At 44.6% G+C, this 23,475-nt stretch carries 23 protein-coding genes and 1 riboswitch; of the genes, 11 read left to right on the top strand and 12 right to left on the bottom strand.

Annotated features, from left to right (window positions below; all coding sequences use genetic code 11):
• Positions 1-158 precede the first annotated feature (158 nt).
• From CSW98_RS04290 to CSW98_RS04275, 4 genes are all read left to right on the top strand, one after another.
• Positions 159-947, top strand: coding sequence for an ABC transporter ATP-binding protein (locus CSW98_RS04290; protein WP_100799228.1), 789 nt, complete (start codon positions 159-161; stop codon positions 945-947).
• A 44-nt stretch (positions 948-991) separates the two neighbouring features.
• Complete coding sequence (locus CSW98_RS04285; RefSeq protein ID WP_100799601.1) at positions 992-1,864, top strand: ABC transporter substrate-binding protein; 873 nt, start codon at positions 992-994, stop codon at positions 1,862-1,864.
• Positions 1,861-3,831, top strand: coding sequence for a Fe(3+)-hydroxamate ABC transporter permease FhuB (fhuB, locus tag CSW98_RS04280; RefSeq protein ID WP_100799227.1), 1,971 nt, complete (start codon positions 1,861-1,863; stop codon positions 3,829-3,831). Before CSW98_RS04285 ends, fhuB begins: the two co-directional genes overlap by 4 nt.
• 268 nt (positions 3,832-4,099) lie before the next feature.
• Entirely contained in the window at positions 4,100-6,259 is a 2,160-nt protein-coding gene (locus CSW98_RS04275) for a TonB-dependent receptor (protein WP_198517272.1), read from the top strand.
• Positions 6,260-6,313: 54 nt separating this feature from the next.
• On the opposite strand, the gene ppiC is transcribed toward CSW98_RS04275, so the two are convergent.
• A complete protein-coding gene (gene ppiC, locus CSW98_RS04270; protein WP_100799225.1) occupies positions 6,314-6,592 on the bottom strand; it encodes a peptidylprolyl isomerase PpiC in 279 nt (92 codons plus the stop codon).
• A gap of 173 nt (positions 6,593-6,765) precedes the next feature.
• On the opposite strand from ppiC, the gene CSW98_RS04265 reads away from it, so the two are divergent.
• Both CSW98_RS04265 and CSW98_RS04260 read left to right on the top strand, forming a co-directional pair.
• Entirely contained in the window at positions 6,766-7,674 is a 909-nt protein-coding gene (locus CSW98_RS04265; RefSeq protein WP_100799224.1) for a chemotaxis protein, read from the top strand.
• 135 nt (positions 7,675-7,809) lie between these two features.
• A complete protein-coding gene (locus CSW98_RS04260) occupies positions 7,810-8,397 on the top strand; it encodes a TMEM165/GDT1 family protein (RefSeq protein ID WP_100799223.1) in 588 nt (195 codons plus the stop codon).
• Positions 8,398-8,415: 18 nt separating this feature from the next.
• On the opposite strand, the gene CSW98_RS04255 is transcribed toward CSW98_RS04260, so the two are convergent.
• The gene (locus tag CSW98_RS04255) at positions 8,416-8,700 is read right to left on the bottom strand and encodes a hypothetical protein (RefSeq protein WP_100799222.1); all 285 of its coding nucleotides are present in this window, start codon (positions 8,698-8,700) and stop codon (positions 8,416-8,418) included.
• Positions 8,701-8,941: 241 nt separating this feature from the next.
• Positions 8,942-10,279 carry an aminotransferase class I/II-fold pyridoxal phosphate-dependent enzyme gene (locus tag CSW98_RS04250; protein WP_100799600.1) on the bottom strand — a complete coding sequence of 446 codons (1,338 nt, stop codon included), beginning with the start codon at positions 10,277-10,279 and terminating at the stop codon, positions 8,942-8,944.
• 104 nt (positions 10,280-10,383) lie between these two features.
• On the opposite strand from CSW98_RS04250, the gene CSW98_RS04245 reads away from it, so the two are divergent.
• From CSW98_RS04245 to CSW98_RS04225, 5 genes are read left to right on the top strand one after another with little or no spacing between them, the layout of a single operon-like run.
• Positions 10,384-11,340 carry a substrate-binding domain-containing protein gene (locus CSW98_RS04245; protein WP_100799221.1) on the top strand — a complete coding sequence of 319 codons (957 nt, stop codon included), beginning with the start codon at positions 10,384-10,386 and terminating at the stop codon, positions 11,338-11,340.
• A 9-nt stretch (positions 11,341-11,349) separates the two neighbouring features.
• Positions 11,350-12,156, top strand: coding sequence for a deaminated glutathione amidase (locus tag CSW98_RS04240; protein ID WP_100799220.1), 807 nt, complete (start codon positions 11,350-11,352; stop codon positions 12,154-12,156).
• Between the two features lie 27 nt (positions 12,157-12,183).
• Positions 12,184-13,077, top strand: a complete 894-nt coding sequence (locus CSW98_RS04235) for an ABC transporter substrate-binding protein (RefSeq protein WP_100799219.1) — start codon at positions 12,184-12,186, stop codon at positions 13,075-13,077.
• A gap of 17 nt (positions 13,078-13,094) precedes the next feature.
• The gene (locus CSW98_RS04230) at positions 13,095-14,045 is read left to right on the top strand and encodes an amino acid ABC transporter permease (protein ID WP_100799218.1); all 951 of its coding nucleotides are present in this window, start codon (positions 13,095-13,097) and stop codon (positions 14,043-14,045) included.
• The gene (locus tag CSW98_RS04225) at positions 14,038-14,802 is read left to right on the top strand and encodes an amino acid ABC transporter ATP-binding protein (RefSeq protein ID WP_100799217.1); all 765 of its coding nucleotides are present in this window, start codon (positions 14,038-14,040) and stop codon (positions 14,800-14,802) included. The genes CSW98_RS04230 and CSW98_RS04225 overlap by 8 nt, the downstream gene beginning before the upstream one ends.
• A 54-nt stretch (positions 14,803-14,856) precedes the next feature.
• Here the strand turns inward: CSW98_RS04225 and CSW98_RS04220 are convergent, their stop codons facing one another.
• The 9 genes from CSW98_RS04220 to CSW98_RS04180 all read right to left on the bottom strand — a co-directional run bounded on the left by CSW98_RS04220 (position 14,857) and on the right by CSW98_RS04180 (position 23,022).
• Positions 14,857-15,789 carry a DMT family transporter gene (locus CSW98_RS04220; protein WP_100799216.1) on the bottom strand — a complete coding sequence of 311 codons (933 nt, stop codon included), beginning with the start codon at positions 15,787-15,789 and terminating at the stop codon, positions 14,857-14,859.
• A 112-nt stretch (positions 15,790-15,901) separates the two neighbouring features.
• Positions 15,902-16,055, bottom strand: a riboswitch (FMN riboswitch).
• A 107-nt stretch (positions 16,056-16,162) separates the two neighbouring features.
• A complete protein-coding gene (locus CSW98_RS04215; RefSeq protein ID WP_100799215.1) occupies positions 16,163-16,828 on the bottom strand; it encodes an SH3 domain-containing protein in 666 nt (221 codons plus the stop codon).
• Between the two features lie 114 nt (positions 16,829-16,942).
• On the bottom strand, positions 16,943-17,380 hold the full coding sequence (locus tag CSW98_RS04210; RefSeq protein WP_100799214.1) for a hypothetical protein: 438 nt from the start codon (positions 17,378-17,380) through the stop codon (positions 16,943-16,945).
• A 114-nt stretch (positions 17,381-17,494) separates the two neighbouring features.
• Positions 17,495-18,394, bottom strand: a complete 900-nt coding sequence (locus tag CSW98_RS04205; protein WP_100799213.1) for an L-ribulose-5-phosphate 3-epimerase — start codon at positions 18,392-18,394, stop codon at positions 17,495-17,497.
• A gap of 20 nt (positions 18,395-18,414) precedes the next feature.
• Positions 18,415-19,059, bottom strand: a complete 645-nt coding sequence (locus CSW98_RS04200; RefSeq protein WP_100799212.1) for a 3-keto-L-gulonate-6-phosphate decarboxylase UlaD — start codon at positions 19,057-19,059, stop codon at positions 18,415-18,417.
• Between the two features lie 4 nt (positions 19,060-19,063).
• Complete coding sequence (locus tag CSW98_RS04195; RefSeq protein ID WP_100799211.1) at positions 19,064-19,885, bottom strand: Cof-type HAD-IIB family hydrolase; 822 nt, start codon at positions 19,883-19,885, stop codon at positions 19,064-19,066.
• A gap of 22 nt (positions 19,886-19,907) precedes the next feature.
• Positions 19,908-20,600: an L-ribulose-5-phosphate 4-epimerase gene (locus tag CSW98_RS04190; protein WP_100799210.1), complete on the bottom strand. Its 693-nt coding sequence runs from the start codon at positions 20,598-20,600 to the stop codon at positions 19,908-19,910.
• 124 nt (positions 20,601-20,724) lie between these two features.
• Complete coding sequence (locus CSW98_RS04185; protein WP_100799209.1) at positions 20,725-21,189, bottom strand: PTS sugar transporter subunit IIA; 465 nt, start codon at positions 21,187-21,189, stop codon at positions 20,725-20,727.
• Between the two features lie 72 nt (positions 21,190-21,261).
• Positions 21,262-23,022, bottom strand: coding sequence for a PTS ascorbate-specific subunit IIBC (locus CSW98_RS04180; protein WP_100799208.1), 1,761 nt, complete (start codon positions 23,020-23,022; stop codon positions 21,262-21,264).
• Positions 23,023-23,475: the final 453 nt, after the last annotated feature.

Raw genomic sequence — 23,475 nt, 5'->3', positions numbered from 1 at the left:
AAAATACCGGCAAATACTAAATACAATGAAAACTATTTTCAATACCATTGATAGTTGATAAATGCTATTTTATCGCTTGTCTGTACCTGTAACTTTCTCTGACATATTAAGACAGAGGCTGATACAAGTACTGTTTATTGCCGTAAAAGTAAGATGCTATGTTTACACTGAATGACGTACAAATGGTTCGCGGAGGGCGACAAATCCTTTCCGTCAGCCAGTTGTCCATACCCACCTCTGACCTCACCGTTGTTCTGGGACATAATGGTTCCGGAAAGTCCACACTGGTCAGTCTGCTGTCCGGACAAGCCGTTCCGGATCACGGAAATATATTATTCCACGATAAAAAATTACAGACACTCAATGCAAGAGAATTAGCCAGATCCATCGCTTTTCTGCCACAGAAACTGCCGGCCAGTTCAGGTCTTACCGTCAGAGAATTGGTACGTTTAGGCCGCTTCCCATGGCGTGGTGCTCTGGGACGCTGGCGAAGCGATGACGAAGCAATTATCGACCAATCTATGGAAAAAACCGGCATTCAGTGCTTTGCCAATACCTTTGCCGATGAATTATCCGGTGGTGAACGACAACGCGCTTGGGTTGCCATGTTGTTGGCACAGCAATCCCCGGTACTGATCCTGGATGAACCAACCTCTGCACTGGATATTCACCATCAGTATCAGTTAATGGAGCTGCTGGCCGATCTGCATCAACACCACAATCGTGGCATCATAGTGATCCTGCACGATCTCAATCTGGCACTGCGTTATGCCACGCGGATTATCGCTCTGAAACAGGGTCAGATTGTCTTTAACGGCTCAGCAGATCAACTGGCAGACGAACAACTTCTTAGCGGGCTATACCACACACCGATCCAACTGATTGATCATCCTCAACTGGAAAAAACATATTCAGGAAATAATAAGGTAGCAATTGTATGCGGATGATGCAGATTTACTGTCAATATGGGCTGTTTATACTTTGGGGACTGATGACTATTTCTACCACTCAGGCTGCAACCGTCACCGATAGCCGTGGTACACATACCCTGCAGAAAACACCGGTACGGCCTGTCGTTCTGGACTGGGATGTTCTGGAACAGGTCATTGAACTGGATATAATCCCTGTCGGTGCAACAGAATTGGAAAGCTATGCCGAATGGGTTGTCCAACCAGCCATTCCGCCGGTTACCGAGAATGTCGGCACCAGAAGTGAGCCTAATCTGGAGAAGATTGCGTCTCTTAAACCGGATATTATTATCGCCACACTCAGGCAGAAAGAGATACTGCCACAACTGGAAAAAATCGCACCAGTACTGGTTTACACGAATTTCTCGGCTAATGTGCAACATGCCGATATTGCTATAAAACAATTCAGGCAACTGGCTGAAGTGTTCAACAAAACAGAGTATGCAGAGCAGAAACTGACCACTATGCGGGAAAAATTCCAGCAGCTAAGCGTGAAACTTCACACGGCTTTTGCTGGTCAATTACCAGAAGTTGTCACCATGCGCTTTGCCAATACCACGTCTACATTTATCTATACCGATAACTCAACGGTGCACTATGTTCTGGATCAACTTGGGCTGAAAACAGCGATGCCATTACCTGCTGAAAAATGGGGAATTATCCAAAAACCCATTGCTGATTTGCAGCATATTAATGACGGCTATGTGCTCTACATACTTCCCTTTGCTGAAGAAAAAATCCTGCAAAAATCCATTTTGTGGCAAGCAATGCCTTTCGTCCGTTCAGGGCACATACATTCCGTACGCTCGGTCTGGAGCTATGGTGGCGCTATGTCTCTGCTTTACACCGCTGAAGCTATAACTGAAAGCCTGCTTGAACTTGGATCGGGCTCATGACAGCAAAACATTTTCTCTTCCCTGCTCTTCTGCTGGTATCTGCTGCTATTCTGAGCCTGCAGATTGATCAGGTATTAAGCTGGCAGCATCAGTTTGCCCTGGCTTTTACTCCGGTTAAAGCAGAATCATTCGCGGATTTTAACTTTGTCTATGCCCAGTTACCACGAGTCATTATGACTCTGCTGGTCGGTGCTACCTTGGGATTCGTCGGCAGCCTGATGCAGCAACTGACCCAAAACCACCTGACTTCACCTTTTACGCTGGGAACGTCTTCTGGTGCCTGGCTGGCTCTGGTACTCCTTAGCGTATTTTTGCCGGATTCACTACCCGATTTCAGTGCACTGGCAGCAATGGCAGGGGCGCTGATTGCTTTTATTTTCATCCTGCTGATCACCGGTCTGAACAACATTACCGGCCTGCCGCTGGTTATTTCCGGGATGGTGATCAATATCCTGTTTGGCTCACTGGCAACGGCCGTTATTCTTCTGAATCAGCAATTCGCGCAGAATGTCTTTATGTGGGGAGCAGGAGATCTGGCTCAGAATGGCTGGGACTGGGTGCTCTGGCTGTTACCTCGTCTTACTGTGGCTCTGCCGTTGTTGATTGTTGCACCAAGAATACTCTTACTGCTGCGTTTAGGCCAAGAAGGTGCCACAGCGCGAGGTCTGCCGGTTATACCTGTATTTTTGTTACTGATGGTAAGCGGGATCTGGCTGGTTTCAGCAGCCATTACAGCAGTCGGTCTGATCGGCTTTATTGGCCTGCTGACCCCAAATATAGCCCGTGCTCTGGGAGCCAGAACCGCAAAAGAAGAATTATATGCCAGCCTGCTGCTCGGAGCTTTATTACTAATGGTGACCGATATCATTTCTGTCACACTGAGTCAGTGGCTGGGGCAACTGATCCCCAGCGGAGTAACGACAGCGGCTATCGGTGCGCCAGCACTGATATGGTTTAACCGAAAAAAACTTAAGGCTCAGGATAGTATCGCAGCTCGGTTACCCGACAGCCGTTCACAAGTCAGCTTATTTTCTGTTTTGTTGTTATTCACTTTATTGGTGACAGTTGCTCTGCTCTATTTGTACGCCCAACCCGACGAGCAGGTATGGCAGTTTGCACTGTCTTCTGACTACCAGTGGGCTCTGCGCTGGCCGCGGGCACTGACTGCACTGAGTGCTGGAGCAGGACTGGCGGTTGCCGGAGTCATACTGCAACGGCTGCTGTATAACCCTCTGGCCAGTCCTGATATTTTAGGCGTGTCTTCCGGTGCAACCTTTGCTCTGGTATTCGCCACGCTGTTTCTCGGGCAATCACTGGCCGCTACCCACTGGGTTACGGCAATGGCTGGTAGTATCCTTGTTCTGGGACTTCTATTGATTTTGGGTCGCCGCAACCAATATGCACCATCAGGTATGATCCTGTCCGGTATTGCTCTTTCTGCATTGCTACAGGCTTTGATCCAATTTTGTTTGGCAAAAGGTAATCAGGACAGTTACGAAATTATGCAGTGGATGGCCGGTTCAACGTACCATGTGACTCACACTCGCTCATTACTGCTCTTCAGCTTTGTCGCTATGTTGATGATCGCAGCTTTGGGAACGTCCCGATGGCTGACACTCATATCGATCAGTCGCAGTTTCGCAACAGCACGCGGTGTGAATCCGCAGATCTCTTCACTGGTACTGCTTTCCATTGTTGCACTCTTATGTGCTGTAGTCACAGCAACACTGGGGCCGGTTTCTTTTGTCGGCCTAGTTGCTCCACATATGGCTATGATGCTTGGCGCACAAACCGTGAAAAAGCAATTACTGCTTTCGGCTCTGATTGGTAGTACAGCACTACTTTGGTCTGACTGGTTGGGACAGGTCATCCTCTACCCCCATCAGATAGCAGCGGGAACACTGGTCGCCATTGTCGGAGCCTTATATTTCCTGGCATTGCTCACTTTGCAGCGTTGCAAAAAATAGCAGTTATCTCCCCCTCGGTAAGGCATATGAACCAACCTCATCAGGGGGAAGTCCTCCCTGATACATATTCCCTGATAAGAAAATTGAGACACACATCACACCATTGTTTCGGGAATAATTTTTAATTTATTGACAGTCATCACACAAACCCCTTCCTTATTTCTATTTTTATCATTAAAATCCACACAACAATACCAATGATAATTATTTTTATTTCTACTTAGGGGTTTTTATGCTGCCGTTTCACCATTCAAAGATAAGACTTTGTGTGCTTGCCGCATTAATCGCAGGAGCATCACTGCCAACTGTGGCTCAAGAAGAAACATCAACAACAGACAATATGGAAGTGATCACCGTCAACGGTTCTCAAGTAGAGCTGGGTGATGAATATGAAGGTGGTCAGGTTGCCACTACTGGCCGTGCCGGTATGCTGGGTAATATGGATACCATGGACACACCATTTTCCAGCACTAACTACACCTCAGAGCTGATCAGCAACCAGCAAGCGCACAGTGTGGCGGATGTGCTGCAAAATGATCCAACAGTACGTACGACCAGAGGATACGGGAACCTTCAGGAAATCTACATGATCCGTGGTCTACCCGTATTTTCCGATGATATGCTGGTAAACGGCGTATACGGTATTCTTCCCCGTCAATATGTTGCAGCAGAAATGCTGGAGCGGGTGGAAGTGTTCCGTGGTGCGAACACCGTTCTAAACGGTGCAGCCACCGGAGAAAGTGCGATTGGGGGCTCCGTTAATGTCGTCCCTAAACGCGCAGGTTCTGAGCCACTGACTCGTGTCACGGTCGGCACTGAAACAGGCGGACAAGCCTACGGTGCATTAGATTTCGGTCGCCGCTTTGGTGATAATCAGGAAAATGGTATCCGGGTTAACCTGATCGGCCGTAACGGTGAAACCTCGGTAGAAGATCAGGATCGCGAATTGGGTGTTATCTCTGTCGGTTTTGACCATGATGGCGAACGCTTCCGTTTCTCTGCTGATGTGGGTTATCAGGATCACCATGTGGATTCGCCCCGGGAAAGTGTGTCACTTAGTGCTACATCCGTTCCCTCTGCACCAGACGCTTCATCAAACTATTCTCAGGATTGGACTTACACTGACGACAAACAACTGTTTGGTGTCATTCGTGGCGAATATGATTTCACTAATAATACCTCTGGATGGCTGGCAATTGGCGGGAGAAAAGGTAAAGAACACAACCTGTTCGCCTCATTAAGTAGTGATGCGGATGGTAACTTAACTGTGTCTCCTTATGAAAATGTTCGTGAAGACACTATATTTTCCAGTGATGCAGGTATCCGCCACGAATTTACTACCGGTTCCGTAGAGCATACAGCCGTAGTATCCGGCTCATATTACACATTGACTGCAAAACAAGCTTATGCCATGGGCTACGATGCAAGTGGCTGGGGAGGTGAGAATTTATCTATATCAAGTAATCTGTATTCCCCTGAAACCAGTGCTAACCCAGGATACAATTGGTCTCGTGGGAATATGGATGATCCAAAAGAACAACTAAAAAACGAACTATCGGGTATATCGCTGGCAGATACCTTAGCGTTACTGGATGAGCAATTGCTCATCACACTAGGTGCTCGTTATCAAACTATCGAGCAACAAAGCTCTACCAACTATGATGGTGTTATGGATGTCCAATATGATGATTCCGCAATCAGTCCATTTGCAGGAATTGTTTATAAGGCCACAGACAACATCTCGCTGTACACTAACTACGCAGAAGCATTAACTCCAGGTGAAACTGTAAACGCAGATGGTAGCACCTACGCCAATGACGGAGAGGTACTCGAACCTTATGTATCGAAACAAGTAGAACTTGGTGCCAAATACGATAACAGCTTTTATGGTGGTAGTATCAGCCTGTTTAGAACGACGAAACCCGGTAAACTCGTTGATGGAGACAACAACCTTACCCAAGATGCTGAACAGATCAACCAGGGTATCGAACTGACTATGTTTGGTATACCTGTTGACCGTCTAAAAGTATTGGGGGGGATTACTCTGACAGACGCTGAGTTGAATAAAACAACTGACGGTACTTATGATGGCAACACCGTTATTGGTGTACCTGAAGTACAAGCAAACCTTAATCTGGAATGGGACACACCGTTTGCTGAAGGCTTAACGCTGGAACAACGCACCATTTACACAGGTTCCCAATACGCGGATCAAGCAAATACACTTAAAGTCTCATCCTGGACCCGCTTCGACCTGGGGGCTCGTTACCAGATAAAACTGGATCAGAATGACCTGACTCTGCGCGCACGGATAGAAAACGTGACCGATGAAGATTACTGGGCTTCTGCCGGTGGTTACCCCGGTTCAGGTTATCTGGTTCAGGGCAACCCTAGAACCTTCGTGATATCTGCCAGTTACGATTTCTAATCTGGATATCATACCTTGTCCTCCCTTCTCTGGGGAGGACATCCCCAAACCTGATTACGTTCGATATAAAACCTTCACCACATGAAATCCAAAGCGGGTTTTTACTATAAACGGTTTTAATATTTCATTCTTAAATACCGCCTTATCAAACTGAGGTACCATAGCGCCCTGATGGAACTCACCTAAATCGCCACCTTTTTTGCCGGAGGGACAAGTTGAGTATTTTCTGGCAAGGGTCTGAAATTTTGCACCTTTTTCCAATTGCTGCAAAATATCTTTTGCCTGTGACTCATGTTTTACTAAAATATGCAGTGCGGCTGCGGTTCGAGCCATAGTGGATACCTCTCTATCATTGAAGCGCGGATTCTAACGTAATCTGCATGCAACCGACAATAAGTACGCTTCTTTAGCTTGTATACCGGAAACAAACTTAATATTGGCGGTCTTCATTCCGCCCTGTATGGTATAAACTAAAACACCAGAATTTACAGAAAACAGGAATTGATATGAAAAGCAAAGCGAACCAGTCTCAGGGAATGCTGTTATTTAAGCTGTCTTTACAGCAGCAGAGCTTTGCTATCGGCACACTGAAGGTACGGGAAATCGTACCTTATATGCCAACAACCCAAATTCCGTATTCTCATCACCACGTAATCGGAACCGTAACTATCCGCAATCTGACTGTACCTGTTATCGATATGGCTGCCGCTATTGGCTTTCGTCCTATTGCAAAAGAAGAATACAGCCACTGTTACCTTATCGTGACCGATTGCCTGCGAACCGTTGTTGCCTTTATGGTTCGGGATATCGATAAAATCATCGATTGTGACTGGCACGCCATTGAACCGGCACCGGAAACTGCCGGGCACAATATTTTCGTAACCGGTATTACCCGACATCAGGATAAAGTTATTCAGCTTCTGGATGTTGAATTACTGCTATCTAAAATCTACCCACAGGATGCTTCAGCCCGAATTCCTATTCTGACTGATGTGGAAAGAGAAAGACTTAAACCACTGAACATACTATTGGTTGATGATTCAACCGTAGCCCGTAAACAGCTTTCCGATGCTCTGGACAGCATCAATATTCCTTATTTTGTATGCAAAAATGGTGCAGATGCTCTGGATCTAATGCGCAACTGTATTTCTGAAGGCAAACCTATTGATATTCTGGTCAGCGATATTGAAATGCCGGGGCTGGATGGCTACGAACTGGCCTTTGAAGTTCAGAACGATCCGCAACTAAATCATGCGTACCGTATTCTGCATACCTCACTATCCAGTGAAATGAGTGCAGACAGAGCACATCAGGTTGGTGCCCATGAAGCCCTAACTAAGTTCGATGCAACTGAACTGATTCAGGCTATGCTCCGAGGCGCAGAACTGCTGGAAAAAGAGGCGGTGAAAAGTTAGCCGTTAAATTCCGGCTAAATTATTTTTACTTGCCCTATACGCTCTATAAAATGCTATTATCCTCGTCCGGTTTATTTCTGCACGATAAAAAGTAGGGAAAACCGTTACTGGAAACAATAACACAGCAATAATAGCATGAACTTACAATTTGAATTATTCTCTCCATCCCTGCTGACATTCGGGGTGATTTTTCTTGCCGAAATGGGGGATAAAAGCCAGTTAGTGTGTATGACTCTGGCCTCCCGACACAGAGCCAAACCTGTTGCGGCAGGAGCCATTGCCGCTTTCTGCCTGTTAAATATACTGGCAGTTACTCTGGGGAACAGCCTAACTCACCTGATCCCGCAACACTGGCTTACCTATATTGCAGCCGGCTTATTTGCCGCTTTCGGTATTCAGGCCTTACTGTGCAAAGAAGAACCAGAAGATGACGTCAGCGATGAACCCAGAAAATCCGGGCGGAGTATTTTTCTGACCACCTTTATGCTGATATTCCTCGCTGAGCTGGGTGATAAAACGCAGCTGGCGGTCATTACTATGGGTACCACCTATTCACCACTCTCGGTCTGGCTGTCGGCAACTCTGGCTCTGGGTGCAACCTCATTAATTGGTATCTATGCCGGAAAGAAATTTCTTTCCCATATAAATATTCAGTGGTTACACAGAATTAATGGTATTTTCTTTATCACTCTGGCAGGAATGTTAATTGCAGAGCAAATATAAAAACTATAAAACAAATGGTTAGGCAGAAAATAGAGCGTTTTTGTCCACTGGTGTATGTATTTCTAATTGCTCAAGCAATTTTATATAACGCAGACCTAACCAGCCAATGACCGTACCGGATATACCAAGCAAAAATGCACTTAAAGTAAATACATCCAGTGGGCTTTGATCTGTAATCAGATCAACAAACAGAAGCAACAGAAAAAAAGCACCAAGAAAAGCTGATAAGCCAAAAATTCCGGTTACAACAATCCGGACGGTTTCCGAAAGATGAAATAGATCCATCTGATACAAATTTTTCATATAGACACACCATCTGCTGCTCTTTTTATATTATTACGGATAACGCCGGCCAACTGCCGGAATATCCACTTTAACCGGTTTCATCCCTAAACGTTATTCCACTTAACAGATAATGAAGTTATAGAGGGATCAGGTCAATCAGGAACAGAAATGATGTATTGAAGTTGCTGCATGCAACACACTTTGAGATGAACAAAGCCACATGCAGCAATATGAGCCCGGACGTGCATATCAAAATGATTTACATATCAAAACATAGAGCAATGGCATCAGCCAGTTCATCAATGAACTCTTCTTTTAATGAACTCGTGGCAATACGTATGTAATCTGTTTCCGGAGACTCTACAGACAAAAAGCGGGAACCATGAAACACTGCAAATCCGTGTACAGCCAGTGTAACCAAAGCAAACCGCTCTGAAGGTACGGGAATCCATAAGCTGAAACCTTCATATCCCAAGTAGTTAATCCCTCTCTGATCCAGCGCATCAGTGAGCCACTTTCTTCGCTTTGTATATTCGTTACGAACACTATTAATATGATCCTGATACTTATCAGATTGTAATAAATAGGCCGCTGCATTCTGCAGAATACGACTGGTCCAGCTTGCACCGAAATTTCGGTAAGCCTGTATGGACTCGGCATTCTGTTTCGTTGTGGATATTACAGCCAGACGTAAATCCGGCCCTAACGTTTTCGAATAACTGCGTATATGAACCACTTTTTCCGGAAAGCGGTCACCAAAGCTCACCGCCTTGGATCCGGAAACGGGCCCGATACCATCATCTTCTATAATGAAAGGAATCTCCCCCAGCAGAGATGTAAGTTCATCCATTCGCTGTTCCGACAAAGAAACTCCGATAACAGAGTGACTTCTCGGCTGAAAAAGGAAACCAGAGAGCTTCTTTTTCATGGCCTGAGCTAATGAATCAGGAACAGGCCCCTGTTCATCAAACAAAACCGGCACAGTGCGAATACCAAGATTATCCAGAATATCAAGTACACGAGCCGTTGTCGGCTCTTCCACTGCAACATATGTTCCCGGCTGAATTAAAGAACTGAGGACTGCCTGCAACCCATCAAATCCACCGTTACTGGCGACAAATGCTTCTGCTGTATACGGCCAGTCATATTTTACTGCTTGTTCCAGTTCTTTAGTAATAACTTCACGCTGATAACTATGCAGGTTATCCGTTTTGCAAGAATAAGCCAAAGCATTTTCCAGTGGTGGAAGCAGCGCAGGATCCGGACCGGAATACGTTAAATCTATTTTGGTCTTGTTACCAAAATTACCCACACTTTCAAACCGCCTCGGTCTTGGGGATGGGTCATCGCCGCAGACCCAAACACCATTCCTTCCTGCACTTTCAACCAAGCCACTTTTTTTCAGTGTATTCCAGACTATCGATACAGACGTTGGACTAATGCCCAATTCTTCTGCTAACTTCCTGACCGATGGTAGCTTTATCCCTACAGGCAAGGCTCCGGAACGAATCAAGGCTGTCATTTCGACCGTCATTCCCTGGATGCCCAATCCTTTTAATGACGCGATCAGATGCTCATCAACGTTTTCACAACTCATAAAATAATTTTTGTACAGTAACAATAAATGCATTGTACAACCCAAAAAACACAATTAGTATCATTTTAAAAGGGAATGTTTGTGATTTGTTAAAGGAGTTAACTTTGAGCGTGCAAATCAATCTGGCCGTTAGAGATTGGGACTATCTGACCCCTCTTCTTCTTAATGAAATAGAAAGCGATGATCTCAGTATGAAGATTACTCGCGTTAACACACTCGTTGATGACTGGTATCAGCATCCGGAATTTGACGGTGGTGAAATGTCACTGAGCCGGTATAGCCAACTGAAGGCTAAGGGTGATGAAACACTAATCGGGATCCCACATTTTCTTATGAGAGGATTCCGGCATCGCTGTATTCTGACCAATAAAAACAGTGAGCTAACTGATATCAAATCATTATCTGGTAAAAAAATTGGTTTAACCGGTTGGCAAGATTCAGGAAACACATGGACCCGGGCTATTTTCCGTCAAGCGGGTGTCGATATGAAAAATATCCACTGGTTTGTCGGCAGATTAACCAAAGAACATCCGATCACAGACAGATTAGCTGGTTTTGGTCAGCCCGGATGGATAGATAACTGTCCTGACGACATGCCAATGATGGATTTACTGGCAATGGGAGAACTAGATGCGGTATGCACACCTTTTATGCCAAAAGGTTTCTTTGCGGATTCTTCTCCATTTCGTCCTTTACTCACTGAGTATCGTGAAACCGAACGTCTGTACGCAAAGCAGCACGGCTACATTCCCGGAATACATATTCTGGTTCTGAAGCGAGAATTTGCAGAAAATCATCCGGGTATCGGCAAAGCAGCCAGTGACATGTTCACTTCTTCCTATCAATTATGGATGGATAAGAGAACAAAATATGCAGACACCACCCCCTGGCTACTGGATGACATAGCCAGAATGCATCAAGATCTTCCGTCAACCTGGAATAATCAAGGAATAAAAGCCAATAAAAACATGCTGACTGACTGGTGTCAGGAACTATTTGAACAGGGCATTGTTTCAGCCCCTGTATCAATAGAAATGTTGTTCTCAAAAGAAAACTGGTAAGGGGTCACCATGAAATTAATTGTTGGATTAGGACAATTTACGGTTGCAAATAACTGGGAAGAAAACCTGAACATTTGTAAGAAATATATAGAGCAGGCTGTAGAACAAGGCGTTGAGCTATTGGTACTTCCAGAAGGTATTCTGGCCAGAGACATTGCAGATCCAGATCTAGTCAGACGAGCTGCTCAGCGTTTAGACGGACCATTTGTTAATGAGTTACTGGCATTCACCCAGACTTTACACATCACCGTACTAATGACTATTCATGTTCCCAGCGATGAATCCAGCGAAAAAGTCTGGAATATTCACCTTGGTATTCGGGAAGGCAGGATTATTGCCCAGTATAAAAAACTGCACCTTTATGATGCATTCACTATGCAGGAATCAACCAACGTTGTTCCCGGAAATGAAGTACCACCCTTAATTGAGGTTAAGGGATTTAAACTTGGCCTGATGACCTGTTACGATGTCCGCTTCCCTGAATTAAGTCGTCGTCTGGTTCTTGATGGTGCCGATGCGTTAGTACTTCCTGCTGCTTGGGTAAAAGGCCCGTTAAAAGAACATCACTGGGATACCCTTGTCACGGCTCGTGCTCTTGAGAATACCTGTTACATGTTAGCCATCGGTGAATCCGGCCCAAGAAATATCGGATTAAGTAAAGTCATCGACCCTTTGGGGGTTGTAATTGCCAGTGCAACTGAGCAGGATGGATTGGTTGTCTCAGTGATAAATAAAGAACGTATTGAATATGCTCGTTCAATTTTGCCGGCACTGGTGAACCGACGTTTTGACACACCTCAACTCATTGAACTTTAACATTCAAAAACTACAAGGATAGTAGCCATGAAAAAAAACCATTTATTAGCTTCCGTTATATGTTCACTGTTATCAGTGTCTTCATTCGTCAATGCTGATTCAGATATCCCGGTGCAGACATTTAACCCTAAACTCCAAGCCATGCTTCCTCAGGACATTAGAGACGCAGGTACAATGACAGCTGTCGTCAATGGTTCTTTCCCTCCGTACACCATTGTAGAAAACAGTAACAATATCAAAGGCGCTGCAATTGATTTTGATAACGCAATCAGTCAGCTACTGGGTATAAAAATAGAGCACAAAAGTGTCAGCGGTTTGTCTGCAATCCTGATGGGCATAAAATCTGGCCGGTATACCTATGATTCAGGACCGGTAGGTGACTTTGCCAGTCGGGAAGAAAGCGTAGATTTCGTTGATTATGTGCAAGAATATGTGGTCTTCGCAGTCAAATCCGGTAACCCGCAAAAAATTGAAGGACTTGACTCTACCTGTGGAAAACGCATATCTGTGATGGCCGGCGGTTCTGCCGAAAGAGTCATTCGTGGCCAGTCAGCGAAATGTGTTGAACAGGGAGAGCCTGCCATCAATGTACTGTCGTATACTGATCAGCCAACCTCTATTCTGGCAGTAAAATCTGACCGGGCAGACGCTTTCTTCTCCTCTCAGGCTCCTTTGTCTTATTTTGTTTCTGTATCAAATGGTGAGCTGGAATTAACGGGTACCGGTAAATCAAATGGCTTTGGAGACCTCTACCAAGGAGCTGTTGTACCAAAAGGCTCTCCACTGGCTCAAGCTATCAAGGCCAGCTATGAAGAACTGCATAAAAACGGAACATATGATGCCATTTTAAATAAATGGAATTTAGCCGGAAACCGCTTAGCTCAGCCTGGTATTAATCTGGGTACGACAAAAACAAAATAACAGGGAGTAATTGGAATATGTCTAGTGGAACAACCACCAATATGTCCAATCACCCTCGAAATGTTGCTAATGTAAAACGTAAAGTGCCGTACGGCACTTTAATTGCTGCATTTATCGTCGGTTTATTGGCATTGAAAACTCTGCATCTGATTGCAACCAATCAGAACTTTGAATGGTCTGTTGCCTTTCAGTATATCTTTAGTCCGGCTATTACAAGTGGACTGAAAATGACTCTGGCTTTAACCATTGTCGGTATGCTGATTGGTATTGTTATAGGGTTATTTCTGGCCATAGCTAAAATCTCACAGAATCCTGTCCTACAGGCTCTCTCTTCCATATATATATGGATATTTCGCGGAACACCTTTATTGGTCCAGCTACTGTTTTGGTACAACTTGTCCAGCCTGTTTCCGCATATAAGTATTGCGATTCCATTCGGTCCGGAGCTGGCTCAATGGAAAACAAATGATCTAATTACCCCTCTGACTGCAGCCATCGCAGGTCTCGCGCTTAACGAAGCCGCTTATATGGCCGAAATTATTCGTGGCGGATTCCTGTCTGTAGATGAAAAACAGTTCGAAACAGCACATTCTTTCGGCATGTCATTGGCCAGAACATACCGGAGAATTATCATACCTCAGGCAATGCGTTCTATCGTCCCTCCAACGAGTAACCAGTTGATTAACATGGTTAAAGCAACGTCCATGGTGAGCATGATCGCTATGGGCGACTTACTGTATGAGGTACAAAATATTTACAATAGCAACTTCAAGGTTATTCCATTACTTATGGTGGCCGTAATGTGGTATCTGCTGATCACTTCAATTTTGAGTGTTGTACAAAGTGCTGTAGAAAATTATTACAACAAATCTGATCGTTATGCTTCCAGAAGGCACTGGCTATTAGTGCTGATAAATAGTTTTAAGAAAGAAAAAGTTCTCGAAATAAAGGAAGTTGCTCATGAATAATATGGTCATAGAAGCACGCGACGTTCATAAAAGTTTTGGTGATGTTGAGGTACTGAAAGGCATAAATCTAGATGTAAAGCAAGGTGAAGTTGTTGTTATCCTTGGCCCTTCAGGATCAGGCAAATCCACTTTTCTGCGCTGCATAAATCAACTTGAGCAAATGGACAGCGGTTATATCACCGTCAGTGATGAACAGATCGGATATTACCTGAAAGACGGGCAGTTACACCATGCCTCAACAAAGCAGATAGCCCATCAGAGAGAGAAAATCGCAATGGTTTTCCAGCAGTTCAATTTGTATCCACATATGACTGTATTGGAAAACTTAATTGAAGCACCTGTGGGCGTTCATAAATATCCTAAAAACGAAGCCATCACATATGCCCGTGAATTGCTCTGTAAAGTGGGATTATCTGAAAAAGAAAACGATTATCCAAGCCAGCTATCCGGAGGACAGCAGCAACGGGTATCCATCGCCAGAGCGTTAGCCATAAAACCCGATGTAATCCTGTTTGACGAACCAACCTCCGCACTTGACCCAGAATTAGTTGGCGAGGTTTTGGAGACAATGAGGACTCTTGCCGACCAGGGGCTAACCATGATAGTGGTGACTCATGAGATTGGTTTTGCAAAAGAAGCCGCTGACAAAGTAATATTTATGGATGGAGGAGTCGTCGTAGAAGAAGGAGCTCCTGAAGAAGTTATCCTAAACCCCAGAGAAGAACGAACACAAAGTTTTCTTTCCCGCTTCATATAATCACCAGACAGATAGCAGGCACACATAAATACACCGGGTTTCCCCGGTGTATTTTTACGCACTCTGCAGTTCCGGACGACTCTGCCGGGCTAATTCATGACGACGCATTTCCACATTGCCAGCCATTAACAAAAACGCACCAATGATCTGATATTCATTTAAAGACATATCCAGTATCCACCAGTTAATGAATACCGCAAATACAGGAAATGTCATTTCAGCCATGGTAGCCACCTGTGCAGGGATTCGAGTCAAACCCTGATAATAAAGCCACATACCAGCCAGACCACTCAATACTGCCATCATAATAAGCGAGCCGAGGTCAGAAACAGAAATGACCGAAATTTGCTCTTGATTAGCTAAAGCCATAGCGGTCAACACCAGTAAACCCGTAGTAAAACGACCGGACATAATGGCATTAGCCGACATACCAGATCGGGACAAATATTTACCGCAAACTGTTGCCATCCCCCATGAAAATACTGCCAGTAGCGTATAACCATAACCAAGCAAAATATCATGGCTCTGTTCGCTGTAATGCAGATTCTCAAAAGTTAAGCGGCTAACATCCGGGAAAATCATAATAATGCTGCCTGACAAAATAGCCAGAGCACAATACACAAAGTGCCGGTGTATCTGTTCTTTAAGCAACCAGAAAGCACACACTATTGCTACCAGCGGCTGCAGTTTCTGCAATAAGATCACCACCGTCGGATTTAAATATTGAAAAGCCTGCGTGAATGCCAGTGTACCGACTGCTGAGCCAATACCACCGACAAACATCAGACTGACCAAACCCAGTCCCGACAGGTGCCTGAACTCGGCACGATGACGAATCAGTAACGGTAATGTTAGTAAAAACAAAATGATATGTTCCAGAAAAACAATCTGAAGCGTTGAATAACCCGCCCCTAATAAAGGATAACGGATCAGTGTATCTACTGCCCAGGTCAGACATGCGAGCATAATGAAGAATGTACCTGCCATCTTAAATTTCCTCTCAAATAAAGATGTACAGGGGTGATGATTGAAAACATAAAGACGGCAAAACAGCCCCTAACCTTATGGAACGATAAACCATACGGATAATGGCTTCACAGTCGATCTTCTTTCATCCGGACTATAACCGTCGGCTCTGGAGTCTCACCAGATCTGCTGACCTTAGAAAGCATAAGCTACTAAGCGCTCGCGGGCTTTTGCCATACATGCAAATCACCGCCGGTAGGGAATTTCGCCCCGCCCCGAAGTTCGATTAAATAAAAATTGGATCTGGATCACTGTAGGGATTTTTGCGGCTAAATTCAACCTGGAGTTAAAAGTTTATACAGAAGATAGCCGCTAGCCAACAGAAAAAGCAGCCTTAAAATACGTCACCATTTTCTACATTCAGATAAATCTTATGCTGAAGATCAGTACCACGGCAATAAATAAAGTAGACCGGATCATCTGCGTAGGTAACGGAACGAACCCACCCTCCCAGAAGCTCAAAATCGTCTATTTTACATTTGCCGGAATTGAGCAATTCTTGGGTAGCCTGAATAAATATCTCTTCATATTGAACAAAATCATCCGATTTTTTAATCAATGCAACCGTAGTATTCCTCCGTTCTTCATCTGTAATCACAGGCTTGGTTGCAGAAAGATAATTAAGATGCACCCACTGAGCCATGTCTTTACCACTAACATGAACCTCATATCCACCAATACGCACCCATTCGCCCTTAATTTCTTTCGCTGTAATCATATCAGTCTTGTATAAAACCGCCCGGATGCCGGATGTCGCTTCTGGATAGGCACGGACATTCAGCCGGGATGACATCACATAATAATTCTCGCCCACCCGAATACGCGGTTTGGGTGCTTCGGCTACCGGTTTTTCTCCTGTATCACCAGCGACTTCCTGTTTCTCTTCCTGAACTGGCTCTTCAGGCACTTCTTTATTCATCATAAAGAAATAATAATAAGCTCCTCCACCACCACCGGCAAAGATAAGAAGTAACACAATAATGATCACCAGTTTTTTCATAGCCGGACAGTTCTCCTCAGAGGACAGGTATCTCTATATATACCACTATGACGTTATATCGACTATCTGACAGTGAACTTGAGAAATTGAACCGTAAAGTGAGGAACAACAAAGTTAGCGTGGTTTCACCTGAATAAGTTTAACCATGCCGTGAGGCTTACCATTAATATATTCCGCAGCAGAATGGATATTACTCAGGGCATTACCGACAACCCGGTATTCCCATAACGTCTGCTCATCCTGAAGCTGAATAAACAAAACACCATCCTGAATATTCCAGCTTCCCGCAGAAATACCAGTACCAAACAGACACTGAGCGGTTGCTGAACCACTGGGAGTAAGAGCAATTTCTATTGCTTCACTAGCAGCTGCCACTTTCACCCAAGGCTGGCTGTGTGCCTCATGTTTAAGTATTTTCCTACGGGTACTATACCACGCATGCAAATCACTTTTCTGTCTTAAGGACAATTCAGCCAGTTCAGGCAATTCATCCAGACCCAAAAATGTTTGCTGGCTTTCGCCCCAAAAGAGCTGTAAATGAAGAAGAGTCATGATTGCGCTCAAAAAAGTGATAAATATTCCATATTTTGAGCGAATCTTGATACAAGAAAGCAGGGTTGTCAATCCGTCGTCATTGCTCCGGCAGAGACTTCCCTTGCTTGGGTTCTATACTGCAGCCCGAATCAACTGTGGGAAAAGCTCTGGTGTATCTGCCAGACCACAGGCTTGATTTAATCGTAATTGAGCCGTTTTAATATTTTCTTCCCAGTGTTCATCCTGAGCCCACATCTCAATCACCATAGGAACAACACAACCGATATTTTTCAGTGTCCGGAAAATAGCGCTGAAATCAACTTCACCATCCCCGATAACCAAATCCCGAAATTGTCCTTTATAACCATCCTTCACCTTATGTGTATCTTTCAGATGGATCTGAGTAATATGCGGAGCACTTAGCGTCAGTTCGGTACAGGTGTCGTAGTTCCATCCGTTGATATTACCTACGTCGGGATAGGCGGTAAAAAACGGAGAATTAACCTGTCTGTTGAGTATCTCAAACTTGCTGAGAGAGTTCAGATAGTCCGTATCCATGATCTCGACGGATAACATCACACCGGCACGCTCCGCTAGTTTGGCACACAAACGCATACCTTCGATAAAACGCTGGTGAGTATCTTCGTTAGCAGGTTCGTAATAAACATCGTATCCCGCCAATTGGATATTTCTGATCCCCAATTTATAAGCCAGAGAAATAGCTTTCTCCATATGAATAACCGCCTGTTCACGAGTCGTCGGATCAGCCGAGCCAAACGGAAACTTCCGATGAGCACTCAGGCACATGGATTGCAACGGCATATCGTATTTTTCGCATAAACGACGCAGCGCATAGACCTCATCATCGCTCCAGTCCAGACGAGCACGACGCTCGTCCGATTCATCGACAGAGATTTCCAAAAAATCAAAACCCAGTTCTCTGGCTTTGATAATTTTTTCTTCCCAAGAAAGTTCATTCGGTAAGGCTTTCTCATACAGGCCGATACGATTACGTTTCAGGTTCTTCAACATAATTACCCCCTCAGTTGCAATTACCAGAAACGCTCAATCTGTTCACGCAGAGCCGCTGCGGTTTCTTTACCTTTTTCCCCGGCCAGAGCTCGGCCAGCAATAAAGGTTTTGGCTTTAATGCCCTCAAACAAATACAGATCTTCCGGAACGATTCCCCCCGTAATGGACAATTCCAGCCCCAGAGCTGAAAGCGCACGCATTTTTTCGATATCAGCATCGGTCCAACCCACACCCGCCAGCTCTGCATCACGGGAACGATGATAAATAGCCTGATTAATGCCTAAGTCTGCCCATGCCTGCGCATCCTGCATGGTCCAGTTACCATAGATCTCTATCTGAATTTCACCGCCAAATTCATCCGCCACTTTTTTACACGCTTCAATGGTAGCAATATGTGCTGCTGCAGAAACCGTGATCCAATCTGCACCCGCTTCAAACGCCATGCGAGCCAGTATCGCCCCACCGTCCGTTGTTTTCATATCACACACAATAATGTGTTCCGGGTGATTATTACGCAGTGTTTTTACTGCTGACATACCTTCAGCAAACGCCAGAATCGTACCGATTTCAATTACGTCTACAAAGCTCTCTACATTGTTTGCTACTTCAATTGCTGTAGTAAGATCTGTCTGGTCAAGTGCAATTTGGATCATTGGTCTAGTCATGATGCTACCTTTTAATTTTTTCTCTTATCAGGCGGGCAATTCCGTCTGAATTATTGTCTGTAAGACATATCATGTCAGCGGCCGCTTTCACGGTATCATCCGCATTTTTCATCGCGACACCCAGCCCCGCCAGTTGAATCATAGATATGTCATTATGGTTATCGCCAATAGCAATAACTTGCTCCGGCAGATAACCTTTCTCTTGCAGATACTCCGCCAGTCTTCCGCCCTTACTGTTACCCTTTCTTGCAAAATCAACCCGGTTCAACCAGGAACGCTCTCCGGAAAAATATTCCTTTACCAGAGCATGCCCTTGTAATCGGGCAATATTTTCCGGTTCACCTTCAATCACAAACTTCCATACATAGTCTGCGTTATTGATTTCTTCCTTAAAGGAATCAATCTGACGGATATCCGGCCGTATATGCTCTCCATATTGTTGAGCCCACTCGGCCAGTTCATGCATATAATCAACAGGTTGTGTTCTGGAATACATCATGGCATGGGTGGTATACAGCACCATTTTCATACCATGTTCGATAGCCAAATCGTGAAACTGTCTGGCAATGTCTTTTTCCAGAGCACTTTCTTTTATCACCTGATGATGTTGATAATCGTAAATATAAGTTCCGTTACAGCAGATCACTGGTGTATCCAGCCCCAGTTCCTCATAGTAAGGCTTTACCGCTGTGTGATGCCTTCCGGTGACAATCACCACATGGCAGGCCTCCTTCGCAGCCCGAATAGCAGCTTTCACCTCCGGGTGGATTTTATGTTCGTGGTTAAGAACGGTTCCATCAAGGTCAAGGGCTAATACCTGATACATAGAGATCTCCTGTTAGTTACAGTTAAGGCTGACCGTAGTAAGCATTCGCTCCGTGTTTGCGTTTATAGTGCTTATCTGACAGTTCAGGCTGAATTTTTATTTCACGATTAAGATGTCTGGTTTCCAGCGCCATGGCCGAAACTTCTTCCAGTACGACAGCATTATGCACCGCATCTTTGGCATTTTTTCCCCAGGAAAATGGGGCATGTCCGGACACAATAACACTCGGGACGGCCACGGGATCCAGTTTTCGTCGGGTAAACTCTTCCACAATCACCAGCCCGGTATTTCGTTCGTACTCCCCATCTATTTCTGCTGGTGTCAGGTTCCGTGTACAAGGAATATCACCATAAAAATAGTCAGCATGCGTAGTACCTAAAGCCGGAACATCGATACCGGCCTGCGCCCAGATCGTTGCATTACGAGAGTGGGTATGAACCACACCACCGATTTCCGAATACGCTTTATACAGTTCCAGATGAGTTGCCGTATCACTGGACGGATTCATGTTGCCTTCAACACGTTTGCCGTTCAGATCAACCACCACTATATCATCAACTTTCATATCATCGTATTCGACCCCGGACGGCTTAATCGCAATAACTCCCAGCTCCCTATCGATTTCTGAAACATTGCCCCAGGTAAAAGTGACAAGTCCATATTTCGGTAACTGCAAGTTGGCATTTAATACCCTTTGCTTTAATGCCTGATACATATTAATTACCCTTATTTCGGATGAAATAAGCCACCGCCAGCTCACTGAGAGCTGCGGGTCGCTTATAAATAATTAATTCAGAGAGTTTAATCAGCGGTGAATAAGAAAAAACACCGCCAAAATTTTATTCCGCAAGCGCCGCATCAATAACGGCAAACACATCCTCATTACTGTTACATGCCAGTAATTTTTCCACATCAACCCCGGTTTCGCTGTCTTCATCATCCAACACCTGAGTCACTTCCATCAAACCTTCCATATGTTCGTCGGAAGAACTGCCAGCCAGAGTAACCATGACTTTAACCTGTTCCCCTTCAATATCCAGAGGCTCAGCCAGCGTCACCAGTGCAAATGCCGTACGGTTAACACCATCTTCAGGACGGGCATGCGGCATAGCAAAATCCGGAGCAATACAAATATAAGGACCTAGTTTTTCAATACTGCTGACAATAGCTTTATAATAACTCGGTTCAACCGCACCAGACGCTTCCAGCATATCGGTACTGACTTTAATCGCATCCCGCCAGTTGTCTGCCTTCACATTCAGTTTGATGGATTGATTATCGATAAGTGATTGTTTAAAGCCCATTGCATTATCTCCAGTGATAATGGTTGCCGCTCCAACGGCAACCGTATGTATTTATTATTTTGTAGTAACAGATTATTTCTGCAGTGCGAAGTTCTGGTTAATAATATCGACCAGTTCGTCACCAAATGAATTTGGATTGAGCATATTTTGTACACCCAGAATAAACTTACCTTCTCCGACCTCCATCTCACCAGACAGATGCTTTGACGATACGATGATATCGGTAGATGCCAGCTTGGATTTATAATCTGAGACGGCGCAGGAATCCATCACATGTGGGATGCCTTTTTTCTCCAGATATTTACCTATCTTCATTTTCATCATCATTGATGACCCCTGACCATTACCGCAGACCGCCAGAATACTGACAGGACGCATCCCTTTGGTCTCTTCCATAACCTTTTCCACCGCTGCAGCAATCTCAGGTTCTTCTGCCAGTGGAGAATTATCCGCAGCATCTTCTTCTGCACGTAATTGTCTGGATGCAAAGAACATATACACACCAGATAATGCTACCAGCACAAAGAAGAAAGATTTGGATGCAGACAAGCCAGCAAAGATTGGCGGGAATACCAGAGCCCAGTCAGCCATACCCATCCAGCCGTTAAACTCAGCACCATAACCATTGATCAGATGAATAGCCCAGGCAGAACCGACAACTTCAATAATACCCATCACGAAACAGATCTTCATGACCGCTTTCCAGCCACCGAAATGGTTAGCGAACACACCGATGGTTGCGTTAGAGAAGAACATAGGAATAAAGCCAGGAATGATCATAATCGGAGCATCAAATGCCAGCATTGCCAATACTGCCGTAAACTGACCGATAGCACCCCACATGAAACCAAAGACCATTGCGTTTGGAGAGAATGCATAGATAGCCGCACAGTCTATCGCCAGAACAGCATTAGGGATAACACGCTCAGAGATACCCTTAAATGCTTCCGACAACTCGGCAACAAACATACGCACACCAGCAACGATAACCTGAATAGCCACAGCAAACTTAAGACCTGTTTCAAGGATATAGATAGTCCAGTGAGTTTTTCCAGCCATGTCCTGCAGATTATCCAGACCGAATGACAACAGGATAATGCCGAAGAAAACCGTCATCACAATAGCTGTTGCAGCAATACTGTCATGGAAAATATGCAGCCATTTGGGCAAGTCGATATGATCGACACTGTCTTCTTTATTACCCAGTTTCGGAGCTACTTTTGTTGCAATCCATGACGCAACCTGCTGCTGGTGGCCGATAGAGAAACCAGCCCCGCCAGTAACTTCTTCCGTCGCCTTAAACATAATATTAGAGGAGATCCCCCAGTACAGCGCCATCAATACCGCAGAGTAGATGATGGTCTCCCACATAGAAGCACCCATAATAAGGTAAAATACCGCAACCAGTCCCGCTTGCTGGAACATGATGTGTCCAGTCAGCATAATGGTACGAATACCGGTAAAACGGCGGAACAACACCAAAAGAATGTTAATGCCCAGAGCCAACAGTACCGCATACCCTACCCATGAATATTTATCATCCATGGTTTCCATGGTCGCCATCATGGCTGTGTACGGGTCAATGACAGAACCGGTTAAACCGTGGTATTCGGAAAGTTTTTCAATAACAGGTTTGAACCCTTTAACCAAAGTACCGGCACCAACTTGAACCAGCATAAAGCCAACAATAGTTTTAATCGTACCCTTAATGATTGTAGTTGGATCGCGGCGCAGCAGCCAATAACCAATACAGGTTACCAAACCCAGCAACAGCGGTGCTTTTGTCATTACCTGACTGTAAAAAATATAGAAAGCGTCGTAGAGAAACTCCATATTTTTACCCCTTTTAATAATTTAGTTATTTGTAGGACAGAGTGGACGGACTTTATGCACTAAAAATCAGATCCACTCAACTTTTGCTCACGCAACCAATCCTAACAATCACAAATAATCATTCAATGCTCACTTTTGATTATTTTGACGACCATCAAGTTTACTCATTTCTCGTATTAAAATCCGTTGTTCTGATCACTAAATTTCCATCCAACTAATCAAAAAACCACCAGTAACAATAAAAATCAATGAGTTACAGAACTTGGTGATTCAGATCATATTTTTGATCTATCACAAATTGACGAATCCACCCATGAACAATAGAATCAAAACAAATCATGAATAATCATATTGCAATCATAAAGAGATAACCCATGAGTAAATATGAACATGTGATAACAGAAAATGATTATTTATGAATAGTATGTGAAAATAGAGTGATGAAAATAGAAG

Origin of the sequence: Vibrio sp. HA2012, assembly GCF_002812955.1 — a bacterium.
GTDB lineage: Bacteria > Pseudomonadota > Gammaproteobacteria > Enterobacterales > Vibrionaceae > Vibrio.
The sequence above is the reverse complement of the archived record's forward strand: the minus strand, read 5'-3'. Positions and strand labels throughout refer to the sequence as shown.

Bases quoted from the DNA above. Each gene is read 5' to 3' on its own strand.
- CSW98_RS04290 (WP_100799228.1), top strand. From the start codon at position 159: ATGTTTACACTGAATGACGTACAAATGGTTCGCGGAGGGCGACAAATC.
- CSW98_RS04285 (WP_100799601.1), top strand. From the start codon at position 992: ATGACTATTTCTACCACTCAGGCTGCAACCGTCACCGATAGCCGTGGT.
- fhuB (WP_100799227.1), top strand. From the start codon at position 1,861: ATGACAGCAAAACATTTTCTCTTCCCTGCTCTTCTGCTGGTATCTGCT.
- ppiC (WP_100799225.1), bottom strand. From the start codon at position 6,592: ATGGCTCGAACCGCAGCCGCACTGCATATTTTAGTAAAACATGAGTCA.
- CSW98_RS04265 (WP_100799224.1), top strand. From the start codon at position 6,766: ATGAAAAGCAAAGCGAACCAGTCTCAGGGAATGCTGTTATTTAAGCTG.
- CSW98_RS04260 (WP_100799223.1), top strand. From the start codon at position 7,810: ATGAACTTACAATTTGAATTATTCTCTCCATCCCTGCTGACATTCGGG.
- CSW98_RS04255 (WP_100799222.1), bottom strand. From the start codon at position 8,700: ATGAAAAATTTGTATCAGATGGATCTATTTCATCTTTCGGAAACCGTC.
- CSW98_RS04250 (WP_100799600.1), bottom strand. From the start codon at position 10,279: ATGAGTTGTGAAAACGTTGATGAGCATCTGATCGCGTCATTAAAAGGA.
- CSW98_RS04240 (WP_100799220.1), top strand. From the start codon at position 11,350: ATGAAATTAATTGTTGGATTAGGACAATTTACGGTTGCAAATAACTGG.
- CSW98_RS04235 (WP_100799219.1), top strand. From the start codon at position 12,184: ATGAAAAAAAACCATTTATTAGCTTCCGTTATATGTTCACTGTTATCA.
- CSW98_RS04230 (WP_100799218.1), top strand. From the start codon at position 13,095: ATGTCTAGTGGAACAACCACCAATATGTCCAATCACCCTCGAAATGTT.
- CSW98_RS04225 (WP_100799217.1), top strand. From the start codon at position 14,038: ATGAATAATATGGTCATAGAAGCACGCGACGTTCATAAAAGTTTTGGT.
- CSW98_RS04220 (WP_100799216.1), bottom strand. From the start codon at position 15,789: ATGGCAGGTACATTCTTCATTATGCTCGCATGTCTGACCTGGGCAGTA.
- CSW98_RS04215 (WP_100799215.1), bottom strand. From the start codon at position 16,828: ATGAAAAAACTGGTGATCATTATTGTGTTACTTCTTATCTTTGCCGGT.
- CSW98_RS04210 (WP_100799214.1), bottom strand. From the start codon at position 17,380: ATGACTCTTCTTCATTTACAGCTCTTTTGGGGCGAAAGCCAGCAAACA.
- CSW98_RS04205 (WP_100799213.1), bottom strand. From the start codon at position 18,394: ATGTTGAAGAACCTGAAACGTAATCGTATCGGCCTGTATGAGAAAGCC.
- CSW98_RS04200 (WP_100799212.1), bottom strand. From the start codon at position 19,059: ATGACTAGACCAATGATCCAAATTGCACTTGACCAGACAGATCTTACT.
- CSW98_RS04195 (WP_100799211.1), bottom strand. From the start codon at position 19,885: ATGTATCAGGTATTAGCCCTTGACCTTGATGGAACCGTTCTTAACCAC.
- CSW98_RS04190 (WP_100799210.1), bottom strand. From the start codon at position 20,600: ATGTATCAGGCATTAAAGCAAAGGGTATTAAATGCCAACTTGCAGTTA.
- CSW98_RS04185 (WP_100799209.1), bottom strand. From the start codon at position 21,189: ATGGGCTTTAAACAATCACTTATCGATAATCAATCCATCAAACTGAAT.
- CSW98_RS04180 (WP_100799208.1), bottom strand. From the start codon at position 23,022: ATGGAGTTTCTCTACGACGCTTTCTATATTTTTTACAGTCAGGTAATG.